This window comes from Zunongwangia pacifica, from assembly GCF_023499215.1.
Taxonomy (GTDB): Bacteria; Bacteroidota; Bacteroidia; order Flavobacteriales; family Flavobacteriaceae; genus Zunongwangia; species Zunongwangia pacifica.
Map to the genome: position 1 here is coordinate 98917 of NZ_JAKHSK010000005.1, position 15330 is coordinate 114246.

The 15330-nt window shown below is 36.9% G+C and carries 14 protein-coding genes; 5 read left to right on the plus strand and 9 right to left on the minus strand.

What is annotated here, in order from left to right:
• Positions 1-17 precede the first annotated feature (17 nt).
• Both L1967_RS04995 and L1967_RS05000 read right to left on the minus strand, forming a co-directional pair.
• Entirely contained in the window at positions 18-1481 is a 1464-nt protein-coding gene (locus L1967_RS04995; RefSeq protein ID WP_249600629.1) for a hypothetical protein, read from the minus strand.
• Between the two features lie 263 nt (positions 1482-1744).
• Positions 1745-1942 (minus strand): DUF1328 domain-containing protein, encoded by a 198-nt coding sequence (locus tag L1967_RS05000; protein ID WP_249600630.1) that lies wholly within the window; start codon positions 1940-1942, stop codon positions 1745-1747.
• A 206-nt stretch (positions 1943-2148) separates the two neighbouring features.
• Here L1967_RS05000 and L1967_RS05005 point away from each other — a divergent pair, with 206 nt between their 5' ends.
• Entirely contained in the window at positions 2149-3042 is an 894-nt protein-coding gene (locus L1967_RS05005) for a class I SAM-dependent methyltransferase (protein WP_249600631.1), read from the plus strand.
• Here the strand turns inward: L1967_RS05005 and L1967_RS05010 are convergent.
• Positions 3035-3484 (minus strand): Lrp/AsnC family transcriptional regulator, encoded by a 450-nt coding sequence (locus L1967_RS05010; RefSeq protein WP_249600632.1) that lies wholly within the window; start codon positions 3482-3484, stop codon positions 3035-3037. The genes L1967_RS05005 and L1967_RS05010 overlap by 8 nt on opposite strands.
• Before the next feature lie 117 nt (positions 3485-3601).
• Between L1967_RS05010 and L1967_RS05015 the strand changes: the two genes are divergently transcribed.
• On the plus strand, positions 3602-3988 hold the full coding sequence (locus L1967_RS05015; protein ID WP_249600633.1) for a hypothetical protein: 387 nt from the start codon (positions 3602-3604) through the stop codon (positions 3986-3988).
• On the opposite strand, the gene L1967_RS05020 is transcribed toward L1967_RS05015, so the two are convergent.
• Together L1967_RS05020 and L1967_RS05025 are read right to left on the minus strand one after the other, a co-directional pair.
• On the minus strand, positions 3985-4614 hold the full coding sequence (locus L1967_RS05020; protein ID WP_249600719.1) for a MarC family protein: 630 nt from the start codon (positions 4612-4614) through the stop codon (positions 3985-3987). The genes L1967_RS05015 and L1967_RS05020 overlap by 4 nt on opposite strands.
• A 175-nt stretch (positions 4615-4789) precedes the next feature.
• Positions 4790-8236, minus strand: a complete 3447-nt coding sequence (locus L1967_RS05025) for a methylmalonyl-CoA mutase family protein (RefSeq protein WP_249600634.1) — start codon at positions 8234-8236, stop codon at positions 4790-4792.
• Between the two features lie 293 nt (positions 8237-8529).
• On the opposite strand from L1967_RS05025, the gene purU reads away from it, so the two are divergent.
• Positions 8530-9381 (plus strand): formyltetrahydrofolate deformylase, encoded by an 852-nt coding sequence (gene purU, locus L1967_RS05030; RefSeq protein ID WP_249600635.1) that lies wholly within the window; start codon positions 8530-8532, stop codon positions 9379-9381.
• A gap of 212 nt (positions 9382-9593) precedes the next feature.
• Here purU and L1967_RS05035 read toward each other — a convergent pair whose 3' ends face one another.
• Positions 9594-11084, minus strand: a complete 1491-nt coding sequence (locus L1967_RS05035) for a catalase (protein ID WP_249600636.1) — start codon at positions 11082-11084, stop codon at positions 9594-9596.
• 135 nt (positions 11085-11219) lie between these two features.
• On the opposite strand from L1967_RS05035, the gene L1967_RS05040 reads away from it, so the two are divergent.
• Positions 11220-11924, plus strand: a complete 705-nt coding sequence (locus tag L1967_RS05040) for a DUF4197 domain-containing protein (RefSeq protein WP_249600637.1) — start codon at positions 11220-11222, stop codon at positions 11922-11924.
• A 128-nt stretch (positions 11925-12052) separates the two neighbouring features.
• Complete coding sequence (locus L1967_RS05045) at positions 12053-12250, plus strand: Lacal_2735 family protein (protein ID WP_262917413.1); 198 nt, start codon at positions 12053-12055, stop codon at positions 12248-12250.
• On the opposite strand, the gene L1967_RS05050 is transcribed toward L1967_RS05045, so the two are convergent.
• From L1967_RS05050 to prfA, 3 genes are all read right to left on the minus strand, one after another.
• Complete coding sequence (locus tag L1967_RS05050; RefSeq protein ID WP_249600639.1) at positions 12247-13017, minus strand: ABC transporter substrate-binding protein; 771 nt, start codon at positions 13015-13017, stop codon at positions 12247-12249. The two genes, L1967_RS05045 and L1967_RS05050, sit on opposite strands and share 4 nt — an antisense overlap.
• A 187-nt stretch (positions 13018-13204) precedes the next feature.
• Positions 13205-14038 carry an orotidine-5'-phosphate decarboxylase gene (gene pyrF, locus L1967_RS05055; protein ID WP_249600640.1) on the minus strand — a complete coding sequence of 278 codons (834 nt, stop codon included), beginning with the start codon at positions 14036-14038 and terminating at the stop codon, positions 13205-13207.
• A gap of 35 nt (positions 14039-14073) precedes the next feature.
• The gene (gene prfA / locus L1967_RS05060; protein ID WP_249600641.1) at positions 14074-15150 is read right to left on the minus strand and encodes a peptide chain release factor 1; all 1077 of its coding nucleotides are present in this window, start codon (positions 15148-15150) and stop codon (positions 14074-14076) included.
• Positions 15151-15330: the final 180 nt, after the last annotated feature.

Genomic DNA, 15330 nt, shown 5'->3' on the forward strand with positions numbered 1-15330 from the left:
AAAGCCGCGTTGAGGCATTAATTAGTCTTGGTTGCTTCAGTTTTTTCAGTCTCTTTTTCAGAATCAAAAATAATGTATTTTGCTTCTCCTCCATATTCTTCGATTAGCAAATTAAATTCGGTACTCATCTGCAAATCCAAGATTCCTTCTATTTCATAAAGCTTATCAAAATCCTTAAAACCTGTTTTTAAAAGATCCTCTACATATAACATGGCAGTTTGAGCATCCCCATCATGACCGGCAAGTTGAATAATACTTAAATAGCCTTCAGGGTTTTCTTTATCTACGATGGTTTTTAGGATAGAAATAAAAATCTTTGTATCAATAGGACGCTTCGAAGCAATCACCGTTTTATAAGTTCCGGTCACCAGATCATCTAAATAATCCTCCAGACGATAAGCCATATTCCGATCGATCGTATTTTTTTGTTGCTGCCCTTCCTTTAGTTTATCAACCTGCTCTGCCCACCAACCTATATTTTCAAAATTGTTCGTAAAAATGTCCATTTCTAGAAAATAGGCGTAATCTTCTTTCTGGAAAGCTTCTTCCTCTTTTACATCATACCACTTTCTTCGCTGTTGTTTAAAAGTTCCGCTTTTTCGAATACTCTTTTTTAAGTTTTTTAATTGCTCTTCAAAACGTTCAAAATCCTCAAATTTATCTTCTGCCTTCTTCACTTGTAAAAATGCGGTGTAATACGCACTCTCTCTTATTAAATTTTCAATGGACTTAATTTCATTCTGAAAAATAGTATTGATAATGGTATCGTTTTTTGTCCTGCTTCCATTTTTCATAGCTTCCAGGGTAAATTTCGCCACAGCATTATTAATAGTATACGTATCTGGCCAGGACTCAGGACCGCCTTCAAAATAATTAATTTCAGTAGGAAAGTCTTTTCCTTTCAAAAACTCTACAACTTCAAGCAATCCAAATCTAGAGTAATCCCTGGTACCCGATATGGCTGAAAAAACATAAGGTCTCTTACGGTTTTCGACAAACTCCCCATTTATCCAGGTTTTATTTATCGCCAAAACACCACTAACGCCTTCGTTAATTAAAGGCATAGCTGAAGCCATTTCGGCTCCTTTATTAATACCTGCGATATAAAATAAATTGGGGTCTACTTTTATGGTACGATAAAATCCATTCATAAATTTTACAGATTGCAACATATCCTCCTGAATAGAATCACTTTCTATCTTTTGATTACTCGCCGCTATCACATAATATTGATCTTCTGCGGTTTGTCGAAACATCTGGATTGCTTCCCTTCCATTTCCCTGGGGAGTTAACAAAAAAATGACAGGAGCTGGTTTCTCCATATCATAAGACTGCGGAAGATAAACAGCATAAGTAGCCTCTGTAGAATCGCTAATTTTTATATTATCAGTCACATTTCCTTTTTGCAATCGTATCTGTTGCGCCAATACTACAGAGGAGATTAGTAACGCAAAAAAACAGGTGAGTCTTTGTATATACATAGGTATTAAATTATTTCTTAGCAAAACATCAGTTTAAAATGGCCTTCTCGTAAACCATAGCCCATTTAAGTTTTTATTTCACAAAACGCTTCAGAATGAAAATCTCAATTATCGCGTAAAATAACTCAGATCACTCCTAAAGCATTTATCAAAAAATTATTTTTGCTTTGGGATTATCAAGTAAATATAACTTGTTTTTAAATTGAAAGCATAAAAAAAGCCTTCACTAATGTGAAAGCTTAAACCTTTTGCAAATGCAAATTCTATTCCTTTTTTATTCTTTGTAACCTTAATTTCTTGTCTGGGAAAAATAATTTAGCCATTAGGGAAATTACAAAAAGGTCTGCTGTTACTAAACATACTACACGTATTACTTCAATACCGCTAAATCGCAATCCCGTGAATCCAACAAGACCGGTTATCAATGCTAAAATTAAAAACAACAACGTATACTTTTTCATAATGCTTTTTATTTTTCTTCAAAGATACGTCCTAATCACTGAAAATTTTATTAAAGAATTTCCAATTTACCTAAATTTAACTAATTCAGGGCAATAATTTAATAATTGTTAATTTTCAGTATATCAGCGGTTTATTTTTTCTTAAAAACTTTACACTTGTTAGAACCTGAAGACTAAAGTATATTTGTTCCACTAAATTAGTTGCATTGCAAAAAGGACACTCACATAATTACTTTGGATCGTATCGTGACTTTTGGTGGAACAAAAGTTTTCTTGATCTCACCGCCCAGAGGTTAGAGTTACATCAATTTTCTAAAATGCTGGATGTTGGTTGCGGGCAGGGACACTGGACCAAAACCCTGGCACCATATCTTGCTGAAAAAGCGAACATCACTGCTATCGATAATGATATCAATTGGTTTGAAAATAATAGCGATCTGGAGAACTACTTTAAATTATCGAATATTGAATTTAGTTTAAAAAAAGGGGATGCTGAAAACCTGCCTTTTGAAGATGAAACATTTGATTTTGTAACCTGCCAAACAGTTTTAATTCATCTCAAAAATCCTAAAAAAGCACTTAGAGAAATGACGCGGGTACTAAAGCCTAATGGACTTTTACTTTGCGTAGAACCTAACAATATTGTCCAGACCCTAACCAAAAATTCTATCTCTCAAAACGATAGTATCGAAGAAACTTTAGATCATATAAAGTATCGCTTAATTATTGAAAAAGGGAAAAAGAAACTTGGCGAAGGGGATAATTCTCTTGGGGACTTATTACCCGGCTGGTTTGCCTCTGAAGCCCTTAAGGATATTCAGGTAAGATTGTCTGATAAAGCGATTGCCATGTACCCACCTTATGATAATAAAGAGCAAATAGCCACCCTTAAACAATGGATGCAGGGCAGTGCCTGGAAATCTGAAACGCGTAAGGATATCGATTATTTTAATGCTGCCGGAGAAGAATACATGCCTTTTTATTTCGAATATCAGGAAAAATACGATACCCGATCAGATCATATTATGGGCGCCGTACAACGCGAACAATATCACGCCGCCGGTGGTTCTTTAATGTATCTTGTTAGTGGGATTAAGTAATTTTTCGGTTTCTTACCGGTGCATGTTCGATAACATTCGATAAAATAATATGCGTTTTCGTTTCTCCGTAAGTAATTAACTTATCAATAAAAACTTCTAAATGTCCCTGGTCCTGAAAAATGACTTCCATAATAATATTTTCGTTTCCGGTAATTCGGTAACAGTTTATGACTTCCTTAAATTCAGTCACTTTTTCCAAGAACGGTTTTAAACGCCCCATAAAAGCACGCAAAGTGATAATGGCTTTTAAATGATGTCCTGTTTTTTGGTAAGAAACCTCGGTTTTATAGCCTTTTATAATCCCGGCATCTTCCATTTTCTTGACCCGCTCAGCCACCGCCGGCGAACTTAAGCCTACTTTTCGTCCAATTTCAGAAAAGGAAAGTCGGGCATTTTCCTGAAGGGATTCCAGTATCGCCCAATTCAATTTATCTATATTCATATTTAAAGTAAATACCTCAAATATATTTAAATATTAAAACAAAACAACAATTACACCTTAAATATTAAATGTAACCTAAGCGATTTCTAGGTAATTTTATACAAGAAATTCCCTATTATGAAAGCTTATCAATTGCCAGTTTACAAGAAAGCCTTAGAAATATTTAAAATTTCGAGTGCCGTTTCTTCTTATTTTTCTGACAATAGACATGTCATTGAAATGGAACTCTCTTCAGTACCCGCTCATAATTATGCAGGCCGCCTGGTGACCGAATCTTTACAACTTGCTCCCGGTATTGCCAGTGTGGTCACTGCCCGGACAAAAGAACTACGCTTAAAACGTATAGAGAAGATACGAAAAGCGGCAAAAAGAATTAAATCCAATTGCCGCAATATTGAAATTACCGGTATTAAAGAAACCGAATTTTTAGATTTGCTTAGAAGAGAAATTCTTCATTTTGAGCATTTAATTTCAGATTGGATTCACCAAAATCAGAAAAATTAGGATAGTGTTTCTCCACTAAAAAAAGCTAATTTTATCCCCTGTATTAACATATTAGTTCCAATAATGGCAATGATCAATCCCATAATCTTTTCGATCACCACAATTTTGTTTTGTCCAATAAACCTAACCAGATAGTCGCTGGAAATAAAAGCAAGGTGATTTAACCACATGATTAAACCAAACATCACCAAAATCACCAGTAATTCTATATAACCGGCATTGGTGGTGTAGTTCATGGCCGTTACAATAGAACCTGGCCCCGCCAGAATTGGTATCGCTAATGGCGACGTAGAAATCCCTTCATTAAAGTTAATTTCACTCTGGTTATCAATACTGGATTCCTGTGCCCTAATCATCTCGAAACCTACAAAAAAGATCAGTATACCACCCGTAATCTTAAAGGCCGGAATGGTTAAACCAAAAAGATCAAAGATATATTTACCCAAAATCACAAAACCAGACACAATTACAAAAGCTGTAAATGTGGCTTTTTTTGATATATTTTTTCGGGTTTTACGATCGGCCTGTTTTGTAAGACTAATAAATACCGGAATGTTACCAAACGGACTATTAATCGCAAAGAAACCTGTAAATACCGCAATCGCGAATAACCAAACGTTTTCTATCAATGCCAGATTCTTAAAAAATTAATACTGCAATACGCTTCTAAAAAGGCGGCAAAATTAGAGTGGATTTATTGATTTACAAACAAAAAAAACATCTTTTTTCGTTATAAAAAAAGATGGTTTCAATTTGTTGATTTTCGATATTTTAAGATCGATTTTTTTATGCTTTATTACGCTACATATTTCTTCGGTATTGCCCGCCCACTTCAAACATGGCATTCGTAATCTGGCCAAGGCTGCATACTTTAGTTGCTTCCATTAAAACCTCAAAAATATTCTCGTTTTGTACGGCCGCTTTTTTGATCGCTTCCAAAGCTTCTTCTGCTTTGGTTTCTTTCGCGGTATGCAGCGTTTCTAAAGTTTTGATCTGGTTCTGCTTTTCATCCTCTGTCGCTCTTATTACTTCACCAGGAGTAACTGTTGGAGAGCCTGTAGAACTTAAAAATGTATTTACCCCGATAATTGGATAATCCCCATTGTGCTTCAGGGTTTCGTAATACAAACTTTCTTCCTGAATTTGCCCACGCTGGTACATGGTTTCCATCGCACCTAAGACTCCGCCTCTTTCTGTAATACGATCAAATTCCGCATAAACAGCTTCTTCAACCAAATCGGTTAATTCTTCAATAATAAACGACCCCTGAATAGGATTTTCGTTTTTCGCCAGTCCCAATTCTTTATTTATAATTAGCTGAATTGCCATGGCACGTCTTACTGAAGCTTCGGTTGGCGTAGTAATCGCTTCGTCGTAAGCATTGGTATGTAAAGAATTACAATTATCATAGATAGCATACAATGCCTGAAGTGTTGTCCTGATGTCGTTAAAATCAATCTCCTGTGCATGTAAAGACCGCCCGGAAGTCTGGATATGATACTTCAGCATTTGCGCTCTTGGATTGGCTTCGTACTTATTTTTTAAAGCTTTAGACCATATTTTTCTGGCCACACGGCCAATCACCGCATACTCGGGATCTACTCCATTACTGAAGAAAAACGATAAATTGGGCCCAAATTTATTGATATCCATTCCTCGGCTTAAATAGTATTCCACATAGGTAAAACCATTAGCCAGGGTAAATGCCAGCTGCGTAATTGGATTGGCGCCGGCTTCAGCAATATGATAGCCTGAAATTGAAACCGAATAAAAGTTTCTTACTTTCTCTTTAATAAAATACTCCTGAACATCCCCCATTAAACGCAGTGCATATTCCGTAGAGAAAATACAGGTATTTTGCGCCTGATCTTCTTTTAAAATATCGGCCTGCACCGTTCCACGCACCGATGCCAGCGTATTGATCTTAATTTCCTGATACGTTTCCTGCGGAAGAATCTGGTCTCCGGTTAATCCCAATAACATCAAACCTAAACCATCATTTCCTTCAGGAAGTTCGCCTTTATAACCTGGTCGCTCGATATTATTATCGTCGTAAAGCTCTTTTAATTTTGCTTCAACTTTATCTTCTAAAGCATGCTCTTTAATATATTTCTCACATTGCTGATCGATAGCGGCATTCATAAAGAATCCAAGTAACATTGGTGCCGGGCCGTTAATCGTCATACTGACTGAAGTATACGGATGCGCCAAATCGAAACCAGAATATAATTTCTTAGCATCATCTAAACAGCAAATGGAAACTCCGGCGTTACCTATTTTCCCATAAATATCGGGACGATGATCGGGATCGTTACCATAAAGGGTAACCGAATCGAAAGCTGTAGATAAACGCTTGGCCGGCAAACCTAAACTTACATAATGAAATCTTCTATTGGTTCGCTCTGGCCCACCTTCACCGGCAAACATTCTGGTGGGATCTTCTCCTTGCCGTTTAAACGGATATAATCCTGAAGTATAGGGAAATTCCCCCGGTACGTTTTCCTGTAAGCTCCATTTTAGAATATCACCCCAGGCCGAATATTTTGGTAAGGCTATCTTTGGAATTTGCGTACGCGAAAGTGACTCGGTATGCGTTTCAATTTTAATTTCTTTGTCTCGAACTTTAAACGAATAAATAGGCTCGGTATATTTATTTACTTTCTCCTGCCATCCCAAGATGATCTCCCAATTGTAAGGATCCAGATCCATCTTCACACGATCAAATTCTTTAAAAAGAAGCCCTAAAAATTCATGATTTTCAGTCTGGTGATCGTCCAAAAATTCTTCCTGTATAAGTCCGTTTTTATCTAAATGTGCATTATATTTTTCTTCAGCAATATTCGCAACACTCAGTATGGTTTTATAGATACCAAAAAGTTTTTGTGCAATATCGGCCTGCTTATTTGCGGTTTCGTTATACGAGCGATTATTATCTGCAATTTCTGAAAGGTAGCGTGTACGTTTTGGCGGAATCACAAAAATCTTCTCGCTCATCTCTCTGGTCACTTCAAAAGTAGATTCTAATTTTGAAGCTGTTTTTTCATCAATCTTATCCATGATTTTACGGTACAAGGTATTCATACCGGGATCATTAAACTGCGAAGCGATGGTACCAAACACCGGAAGTTTTTCAGCATCTTCATGCCATAATTGATGATTTCGCTGGTATTGTTTTTTTACATCGCGTAAGGCATCCTGGGCGCCACGTTTATCGAATTTATTGATCGCAACCAGATCTGCAAAATCTAACATATCGATTTTTTCCAGTTGCGTTGCTGCACCAAATTCTGGCGTCATCACATATAAAGAAACATCAGAATGATCGATAATTTCAGTATCTGATTGTCCAATTCCAGAGGTTTCCAGCACAATAAGATCGTATTCCGCTTTTTTCAATACCTCAACCGCTTCCTGAACATATTTAGACAAGGCCAGATTACTTTGTCGTGTGGCCAGCGAGCGCATATAAACACGCGGATGGTTTATTGCATTCATCCTTATACGATCTCCCAGTAACGCTCCACCAGTTTTCTTTTTGGAAGGATCTACAGAGACAATCCCAATATGTTTATCTGGGAAATCACTTAAAAATCGGCGTACCAGTTCGTCTACAAGACTCGATTTCCCCGCACCACCGGTTCCTGTAATTCCCAGCACCGGAATATTTTTTGTGGTTTCGGCTACCGCTTCAAAATGTGTTTTAAATTCATTATGCTTATTTTCTGCCAGCGAGATTAATCGGGAAATCGTATTGGTGTTTTTCGATTTTAAGTTTGCAGCAACATCACTATTTTTAGGTAACGAAGGCACTTCTTCATCTACCGTTTTCACCAGGTCATTGATCATTCCCTGTAATCCTAATTCACGACCATCATCGGGCGCATAGATTCTGGTAATACCATACTCATGAAGATCTTTAATCTCTTCAGGAAGGATTACTCCGCCTCCACCTCCAAAAATCTTGATTTGTCCGGCATTTTTTTCCTGTAGCAAATCGTACATGTATTTAAAATACTCGGTATGCCCACCCTGATAACTGGTCATGGCAATGGCATGTGCATCTTCCTGTATCGCACAATTCACTACTTCTTCAACACTACGATCATGCCCAAGGTGAATCACCTCTACCCCGGTAGCCTGAATAATACGGCGCATAATATTTATGGCTGCATCGTGGCCATCAAAAAGTGAAGCAGCGGTAACAATTCTTATTTTATGTTTAGGTAAATACGGAGTCTGTTGTTCCATTATCAATAAAGAGTGAAATTATAAGTGGCAATTTACGAAAATTGTAAATAATTTTTGATTATTCTGAAAAAAGCATAAATCTGACTTCATATTAGTGCAGTTAAAGTGATTAGACTAATTTTATTTTTTATCAGGCTTTACTTGATAATCGAGATTAGACACTCTAATCCCGTACCAATACCAATGCTATTGGGAACGGGATAAGAATGCATTTAAATAAAAATAATGTTCTAATAACTTACTTATGGGCTTGTCCCAGGTAGTGTAATTTTTAGAACTTTTAATATAAAAAAATGGCGAAGGTTACTTTACTTATTAATTGTAAAGATAAAAGCGGAATTATCGCAACGGTTACTAATTTCTTCCATGCTAGGAACGGAAATATTGTTTATATCGACCAGTATGTAGATACTGAAAACGGTATTTTCTTTATGCGTCTGGAAAATGAGTTTGCTACAGACTTTGATATTGCAGAACTGCGGGCAGCATTTGATAAAGAGATTGCTGAAACCTATAATATGGACTGGAAGCTGTTTGCTGAAGAACGGGTCTTAAAAATGGCCATTTTCGTCTCTAAATACGACCATTGTTTATACGATATTTTGGGAAGGTTTAAAGCGGGAGAACTAAATGTAGAGATCCCGTTTATTTTAAGCAACCACAAGGATCTTGCGCCCATTGCCAAGGCTTTTGATATTCCTTTTTATCATGTACCCGTTACGAAAGACAATAAAGCAGAGGCTGAAGCAAAACAGCTGGAGCTTTTGCAACAATTTGAAGTCGATTTTATCGTGCTGGCACGTTACATGCAAATTATCTCAGATAAGATGATTAGCGAATTCCCTAACAATATTATTAATATTCATCATTCATTTTTACCTGCCTTTGCCGGGGCAAAACCTTATCATTCGGCTTACAAACGGGGCGTAAAGATTATTGGTGCCACCTGCCATTATGTTACGGCTGAACTGGATGCCGGCCCAATTATCGAACAGGATATTACCCGAATTTCGCATTCACACTCCATAAAAGATTTGATCCTGAAAGGACGCGATTTGGAAAAAATCGTATTCTCACGCGGAATAAAGCTTCATATTCAAAGAAAAACAATGGTCTTTAATAACAAAACCATCATTTTTACATAAAAGAGGCTGTCTAAAAACTCAATTTTAGTCAACCTGTTCCGATAGCTATCGGAATTGTTTCAGTTTCTCATAACAATTTATAAATCAATGAGATGAGATTCTGAAACAAGTTCAAAATGACGTTTTTGGGTGTTTTTAGACAGCCTCTTTGCATCTATTTTTTCTGAATCTTTGATTCAAAAATATGCTACAATATTTTCAAGATTCAATAATTATCGAGCGAATTCTTCCATATTAATTTGTACTCCTAATCCACTGGCGATTCGTCCTCCTAGTTCGGGATCAGCTCTAAACCAGTGACAAAGCTGGCGCATAATAATTTCATCTTTCTTCTCACCTTCAATCTGGCTCATTGATCCAACGGTGTTGGAAACCAGATTCGATTTCGCCTCGTCACTCATAATTCGGTATAAATTACCGGGTTGCGTATAATGATCATTATCGCCTGCTTCAGCCGCATTACGATCAAACCATTCGGCTTCAGTATCGGTTACCCTTGGTGCTTTCAATTTATATTTTTCGTCTACCGTAATATCATCAAAGCTATTTGGGTAGTAATTTTCACTTCTTCCGCCGTTACCATCCACACGCATAAAACCATCTCTTTGATAATTATTCACCATATAAGGACAACGATTTACCGGTATCTGCTCATAATTTGCCCCTAAACGATAGCGGTGCGCGTCTGGATAAGACAACAAACGTCCCTGTAGCATTTTATCTGGAGAATAACCTATACCATCTACAATATGTGCTGGCGCGAAAGCCGATTGCTCAATTTGAGCAAAATAATTATCGGCATTTTTGTTTAATTCCATCTTCCCCACTTCGATTAACGGATAATCATCATGCGGCCAAACCTTGGTAAGATCAAAAGGATTCCATTTATAGTCTTTCGCTTCTTCTTCTGGCATTACCTGAATTTTAAGCGTCCATGTTGGAAAATTGCCATTTTCAATATTTTCCAGCAGATCCTGCTGAGCGAAATCTGGATTTTCACCTGCCATTTTAACTGATTCTTCATCGGTGAAGTTTTTAATTCCCTGATCGGTTTTAAAATGGAATTTCACATAAAAACGCTCATCCTTATCATTAATCATCGAGAAAGTATGTGATCCATAACCATTCATGTGGCGAAAACCGTAAGGCGTACCACGGTCACTCATTAAAATAAGCACCTGGTGTAATGATTCTGGGTTTAGCGACCAGTAATCCCAACGCATGGTTTGCGATTTCATATTGGTAAACGGATGCCGTTTTTGAGTATGTATAAAATCGGCGAATTTCTTAGGATCTTTAATAAAGAACACCGGAGTATTATTTCCCACTAAATCCCAGTTACCTTCTTCGGTATAAAATTTTAATGCGAATCCTCGTGGATCACGATCGGAATCTGCCGAACCTTTTTCGCCACCAACGGTAGAGAACCTTGCCAGCATATCGGTTTTTTTACCAACTTCAGAAAATATTTTTGCCCGGGTATACTTCGTAATATCGTTTGTTACTGTAAATGTCCCAAAAGCACCAGAACCTTTGGCGTGTACCACACGCTCTGGGATTCGCTCTCTGTTAAAATGGGCCATTGATTCGTGAAGTACATAATCTTCAAGCAATAACGGTCCTCTTCTTCCCACGCTTAAGGAATCTTCTTTTTCTACAAAAGGCCTTCCTGAAGCAGTGGTTAATTTTTTCTCGTTAGACATAATTCTAGTTTTAGTTTCAATTTTTTTAAAGGTAAATAGGATGTTTCAATAATAGAAATCGATAATTTTAATTTATTCATAAATTTTTATAATAATAGATCTACATTAGATATCTTATATTTGAAAAAAAGCTCCATGAAAAAATTACTTTGCCTTATCGCTATTTTCACTTTATGCTCTTGTGCAGAATTGCAAGATATTGCCAGCCAGTTACCCCAAAGTGGTTATGGTATTACCAACACTGAAATTGCGGCTGGATTACGCCAGGCCTTAGATTTTGGTATCGATAAACAGGTTACCAAACTTACCCAGGAAGATGGTTTTTTTAAGAACGAATTAGTAAAAATCACCTTGCCGGCCGAGTTACAAAAGGTAGATAAAACCTTGCGCGGTGTTGGATTGGATAATTTAGCCGACCAAGGCTTAAAAGTGTTGAACCGCGCTGCTGAAGATGCTGTTAAAGAAGCTACCCCAATTTTTGTAAACGCGGTTAGGGAAATTACCTTTAATGATGCCCGTAATATTTTATTGGGACAAGATGATGCCGCTACCCAATATTTAATAGGAAAAACCAAATCTCAGCTCTACGATAAATTTAGCCCTATAATTACAAACTCTTTGGATAAAGTTGGCGCTAACCAAATTTGGAGTACTATTATTCAGCGTTATAACAGCATTCCGCTAACCAATAAGGTAAATCCAGATCTTTCAGATTATGTAACTTCAGAGGCTTTAGATGGTGTTTATACCATGATTGCAGTAGAAGAAAAGGATATACGCGATGATATTTCTGCACGAACAACACCCCTGCTAAAACGCGTTTTTTCGCTTCAGGATTAAGAAGTCCAAAATATTTTAACAAAAACACAGGTTTATCAATAAACTTTACATTAACCTTAACTGCTGCTTAGTAAATCTTAAATGAACTCCGGCCTATCTTTGTATTCATCAGAAGAACGATTAGGAGTATGTTTAGGATTTTCAAACAAAAGATGAAAGAAGAATGCATGTGTGAGAAATACACGCAATTAATGCATAAGGCCTATAAATTAGCACTTGTAGATAAAGAACGTAGTGATAAAATTAATGCTAAGGCTAAAAAAATATTACGCGAACTAAGGCGTATGCATTATCCCGAAGTCGAAAATTGGGCTACAGAATATTAATTTAAGGTTTTAAAGTAATCCATTGCTTTTTCTAATCGTGAGCCATACCAACTAAAATATTCTCCATCTACAAGAATAGCGTTTAACCCAAGGCTTTTTATCTCCTCTATATGTTTTTGCTTAAAAGGAAAAGGTTCACTAGACAGTAATACTAGATCTGGTGCATACTCAATCAATTGTTCCTTACTAATCGATGGATATCGATTCTCATCAATTTTATTCTCTAACTTATTAAGTTGTAGTAGTTCATTAATAAAGGTATCCTTTCCCGCAGCCATATACGGGTCTTTCCAGATAAGATAAATACAACTTTTCCATTTTTTATGCTGAATTTCTTTTGAAAGAATCTCTATTTTATTTTCGATAGAACAGACTAAATTTTGTGCATTCTCCGGCATTCTAAAGATTTCCCCATATTCTTTTATAAGTTGAAGTGCATCTGAAGTATTGGAAATATCTGAAACATGAACCGGGGCGATTTTCTCTAATTCGGTTACCATTTCTTTTGTATTCTCTTCTTTGTTGCACAAAATAATATCTGGCTTTAAAGCCTTGATTTTATCTATATGGACTGATTTTGTACCGCCAACAATTGTTTTTTCATTCCTAAGATTTTTTGGATGTACGCAAAACTTAGTGATCCCCAATAAACGATCTTTAAGACCAAGATCTAACAGAAGCTCTGTCTGACTTGGCACTAAAGAGACAATGCGCTTTGGAGTATTGCGAAGCATTAATTTTCGGCCTAAATGATCGAAAATCGTCATAAAAATTATTGGAATTAATGATTATCAGTTATTTGTAATCAATGTGATTTTTGTCATTCCATTCCGATAGCTATCGGAATTATCCGGAATCTCATACAGATTGAAGAAAAGACTTTGAGTATGAGACCCTGAATCAAGCCCGCCTGCCGGACGGGCAGGTTCAGGGTGACGGTACTCTTATAATTCATTACGCATGTCCAAATTTAAATTTCTGTAATTCTTCAGCCATTTGTTGCTGTAAAATTTCGGCTTTCGCTGCGGCGACTTCAGCAAAATTATTATTGGTAGAAGCATAAATAATCTTACGGCTGCTGTTCACTAAAAGCCCCACATTTTTGGTCATTCCATATTTACAAACGTCTTCTAAACTTCCCCCCTGTGCTCCAACGCCAGGAACAAGTAGAAAACTTTCAGGTACAATTTTACGAACCTCAGCAAGATATTCGGCTTTAGTTGCACCAACCACATACATCAGGTTTTCTGAATGCTCCCAGGTTTTAGAGGTTTCAAGGACTCTTTTATAAATTTCGGTATCATCAGATTTTAAGGTTTGAAAATCGAAAGCACCTTCGTTAGACGTTAAGGCAAGGAGAATTGTATGCTTATTTTCGAATTCTAAAAATGGCTCTACCGAATCTTTTCCCATATATGGTGCTACGGTAACCGAATCGAATCCCATATCTTTAAGAAAGGTCTTCGCGTACATTTTAGAAGTATTCCCTATATCGCCACGCTTAGCATCAGCAATGGTATAAATTTCAGGATAGTTATCGTGAAGATAATTAATGGTTTTTTGCAAAGCTTCCCAGCCTTTTAAACCACAGGCTTCATAAAAAGCCGTATTGGGTTTATAGGCCACGCAAAATTGATGCGTGGCGTCTATAATGGCTTTATTAAAACTAAATATGGGATCTTCTTCAGAAAGTAGATAAGTCGGAATTTTTTTAAGGTCTACATCTAGACCTATACATAAAAAGGATTGCTTTTTTTTAATCTGCTCTACTAACTCCTGAGTGGTCATATTTAGGTTTTAAATGACATTTAAAATGCCGAATATTAAAATATATCTGAATTCTCTTTAAGCTTCTCGGTATTTTCTACCAGTCTAAGCTCGTCGATGATCTTTTGAATATCACCATTTACAATATTGGATAGATCGTAAAGGGTAAGGTTAATCCTATGATCGGTTACACGACCTTGCGGATAGTTATAGGTTCTAATTTTTGCACTACGGTCACCACTTGAAACCATCGAGTTACGCTTTGCGGCATCGGCTTCCATCTTCTTTGCCAGCTCCATTTCATATAAACGGGAGCGCAACACCCTAAAGGCCTTTTCGCGGTTTTTATGCTGCGATTTTTGATCCTGACATTGGGCGACCAAACCTGTTGGTTCGTGAGTTAATCGCACGGCAGAATAGGTAGTGTTTACCGATTGCCCACCAGGTCCCGATGAACAGAAATAATCAATACGAACATCTTTAGGATCGATCTCCACATCAAATTCTTCAGCTTCTGGCAATACCATCACGGTGGCTGCCGAGGTATGTACACGTCCCTGGGTTTCGGTTTGCGGTACGCGCTGTACACGGTGAACACCAGCTTCAAACTTCATGGTACCATAAACATCTTCTCCAGAAATCTCAAAGATCATCTCCTTAAATCCGCCACTGGTCCCTTCGCTAAAATCGACAATATTGTGACTCCAACCTTTACTTTCTACATATTTGGTGTACATTCTGTAAAGATCACCTGCAAATATACTTGCTTCGTCACCACCGGTACCTGCACGAATTTCCATCACGACGTTTTTAGCGTCTTCAGGATCTTTAGGCACCAACATCATCCGTATCTTCTCTTCAAGCGCCGGTAACTCTTCTTTGGCTTCTTCCTGTTGAAGTTTAGCCATCTCTGTCATTTCAGGATCACTACCATCAGCAATAATCTCTTCAGCTTCTTTAAGATTCTCGGTAAGTTCAATATATCTTTCGCGCTCATTCATAAGCGCTCTAAGATCTTTGTATTCTTTATTAAGTTCAACATAACGTTTTTGATCGGAAATAATATCTGGCTGGATAATCAGATCATTCACTTCATCAAAACGTTGTTTAACAATATTAAGCTTCTCTAACATACAATTCTTAAGAATTTAGATCACAAATTTACAATAATTTGACTGAATTTTTATCTTCTCTAAACTTTACCTGTTCGTTTTCTTTATTTTGGTGATATTCATAATAAAATAAGCTTTTTAACGCTTTCATTTCAAAGCATCAATCAAAATCTCAAAAAATGACCAACAGCTTTGGCGTAT

What these genes read in the sequence shown, in the direction of transcription:
- L1967_RS04995 (WP_249600629.1), bottom strand. Translation starts at nt 1,481, where the DNA reads ATGTATATACAAAGACTCACCTGTTTTTTTGCGTTACTAATCTCCTCT.
- L1967_RS05000 (WP_249600630.1), bottom strand. Translation starts at nt 1,942, where the DNA reads ATGAAAAAGTATACGTTGTTGTTTTTAATTTTAGCATTGATAACCGGT.
- L1967_RS05010 (WP_249600632.1), bottom strand. Translation starts at nt 3,484, where the DNA reads ATGAATATAGATAAATTGAATTGGGCGATACTGGAATCCCTTCAGGAA.
- L1967_RS05015 (WP_249600633.1), top strand. Translation starts at nt 3,602, where the DNA reads ATGAAAGCTTATCAATTGCCAGTTTACAAGAAAGCCTTAGAAATATTT.
- L1967_RS05025 (WP_249600634.1), bottom strand. Translation starts at nt 8,236, where the DNA reads ATGGAACAACAGACTCCGTATTTACCTAAACATAAAATAAGAATTGTT.
- purU (WP_249600635.1), top strand. Translation starts at nt 8,530, where the DNA reads ATGGCGAAGGTTACTTTACTTATTAATTGTAAAGATAAAAGCGGAATT.
- L1967_RS05035 (WP_249600636.1), bottom strand. Translation starts at nt 11,084, where the DNA reads ATGTCTAACGAGAAAAAATTAACCACTGCTTCAGGAAGGCCTTTTGTA.
- L1967_RS05040 (WP_249600637.1), top strand. Translation starts at nt 11,220, where the DNA reads ATGAAAAAATTACTTTGCCTTATCGCTATTTTCACTTTATGCTCTTGT.
- L1967_RS05045 (WP_262917413.1), top strand. Translation starts at nt 12,053, where the DNA reads ATGTTTAGGATTTTCAAACAAAAGATGAAAGAAGAATGCATGTGTGAG.
- L1967_RS05050 (WP_249600639.1), bottom strand. Translation starts at nt 13,017, where the DNA reads ATGACGATTTTCGATCATTTAGGCCGAAAATTAATGCTTCGCAATACT.
- pyrF (WP_249600640.1), bottom strand. Translation starts at nt 14,038, where the DNA reads ATGACCACTCAGGAGTTAGTAGAGCAGATTAAAAAAAAGCAATCCTTT.
- prfA (WP_249600641.1), bottom strand. Translation starts at nt 15,150, where the DNA reads ATGTTAGAGAAGCTTAATATTGTTAAACAACGTTTTGATGAAGTGAAT.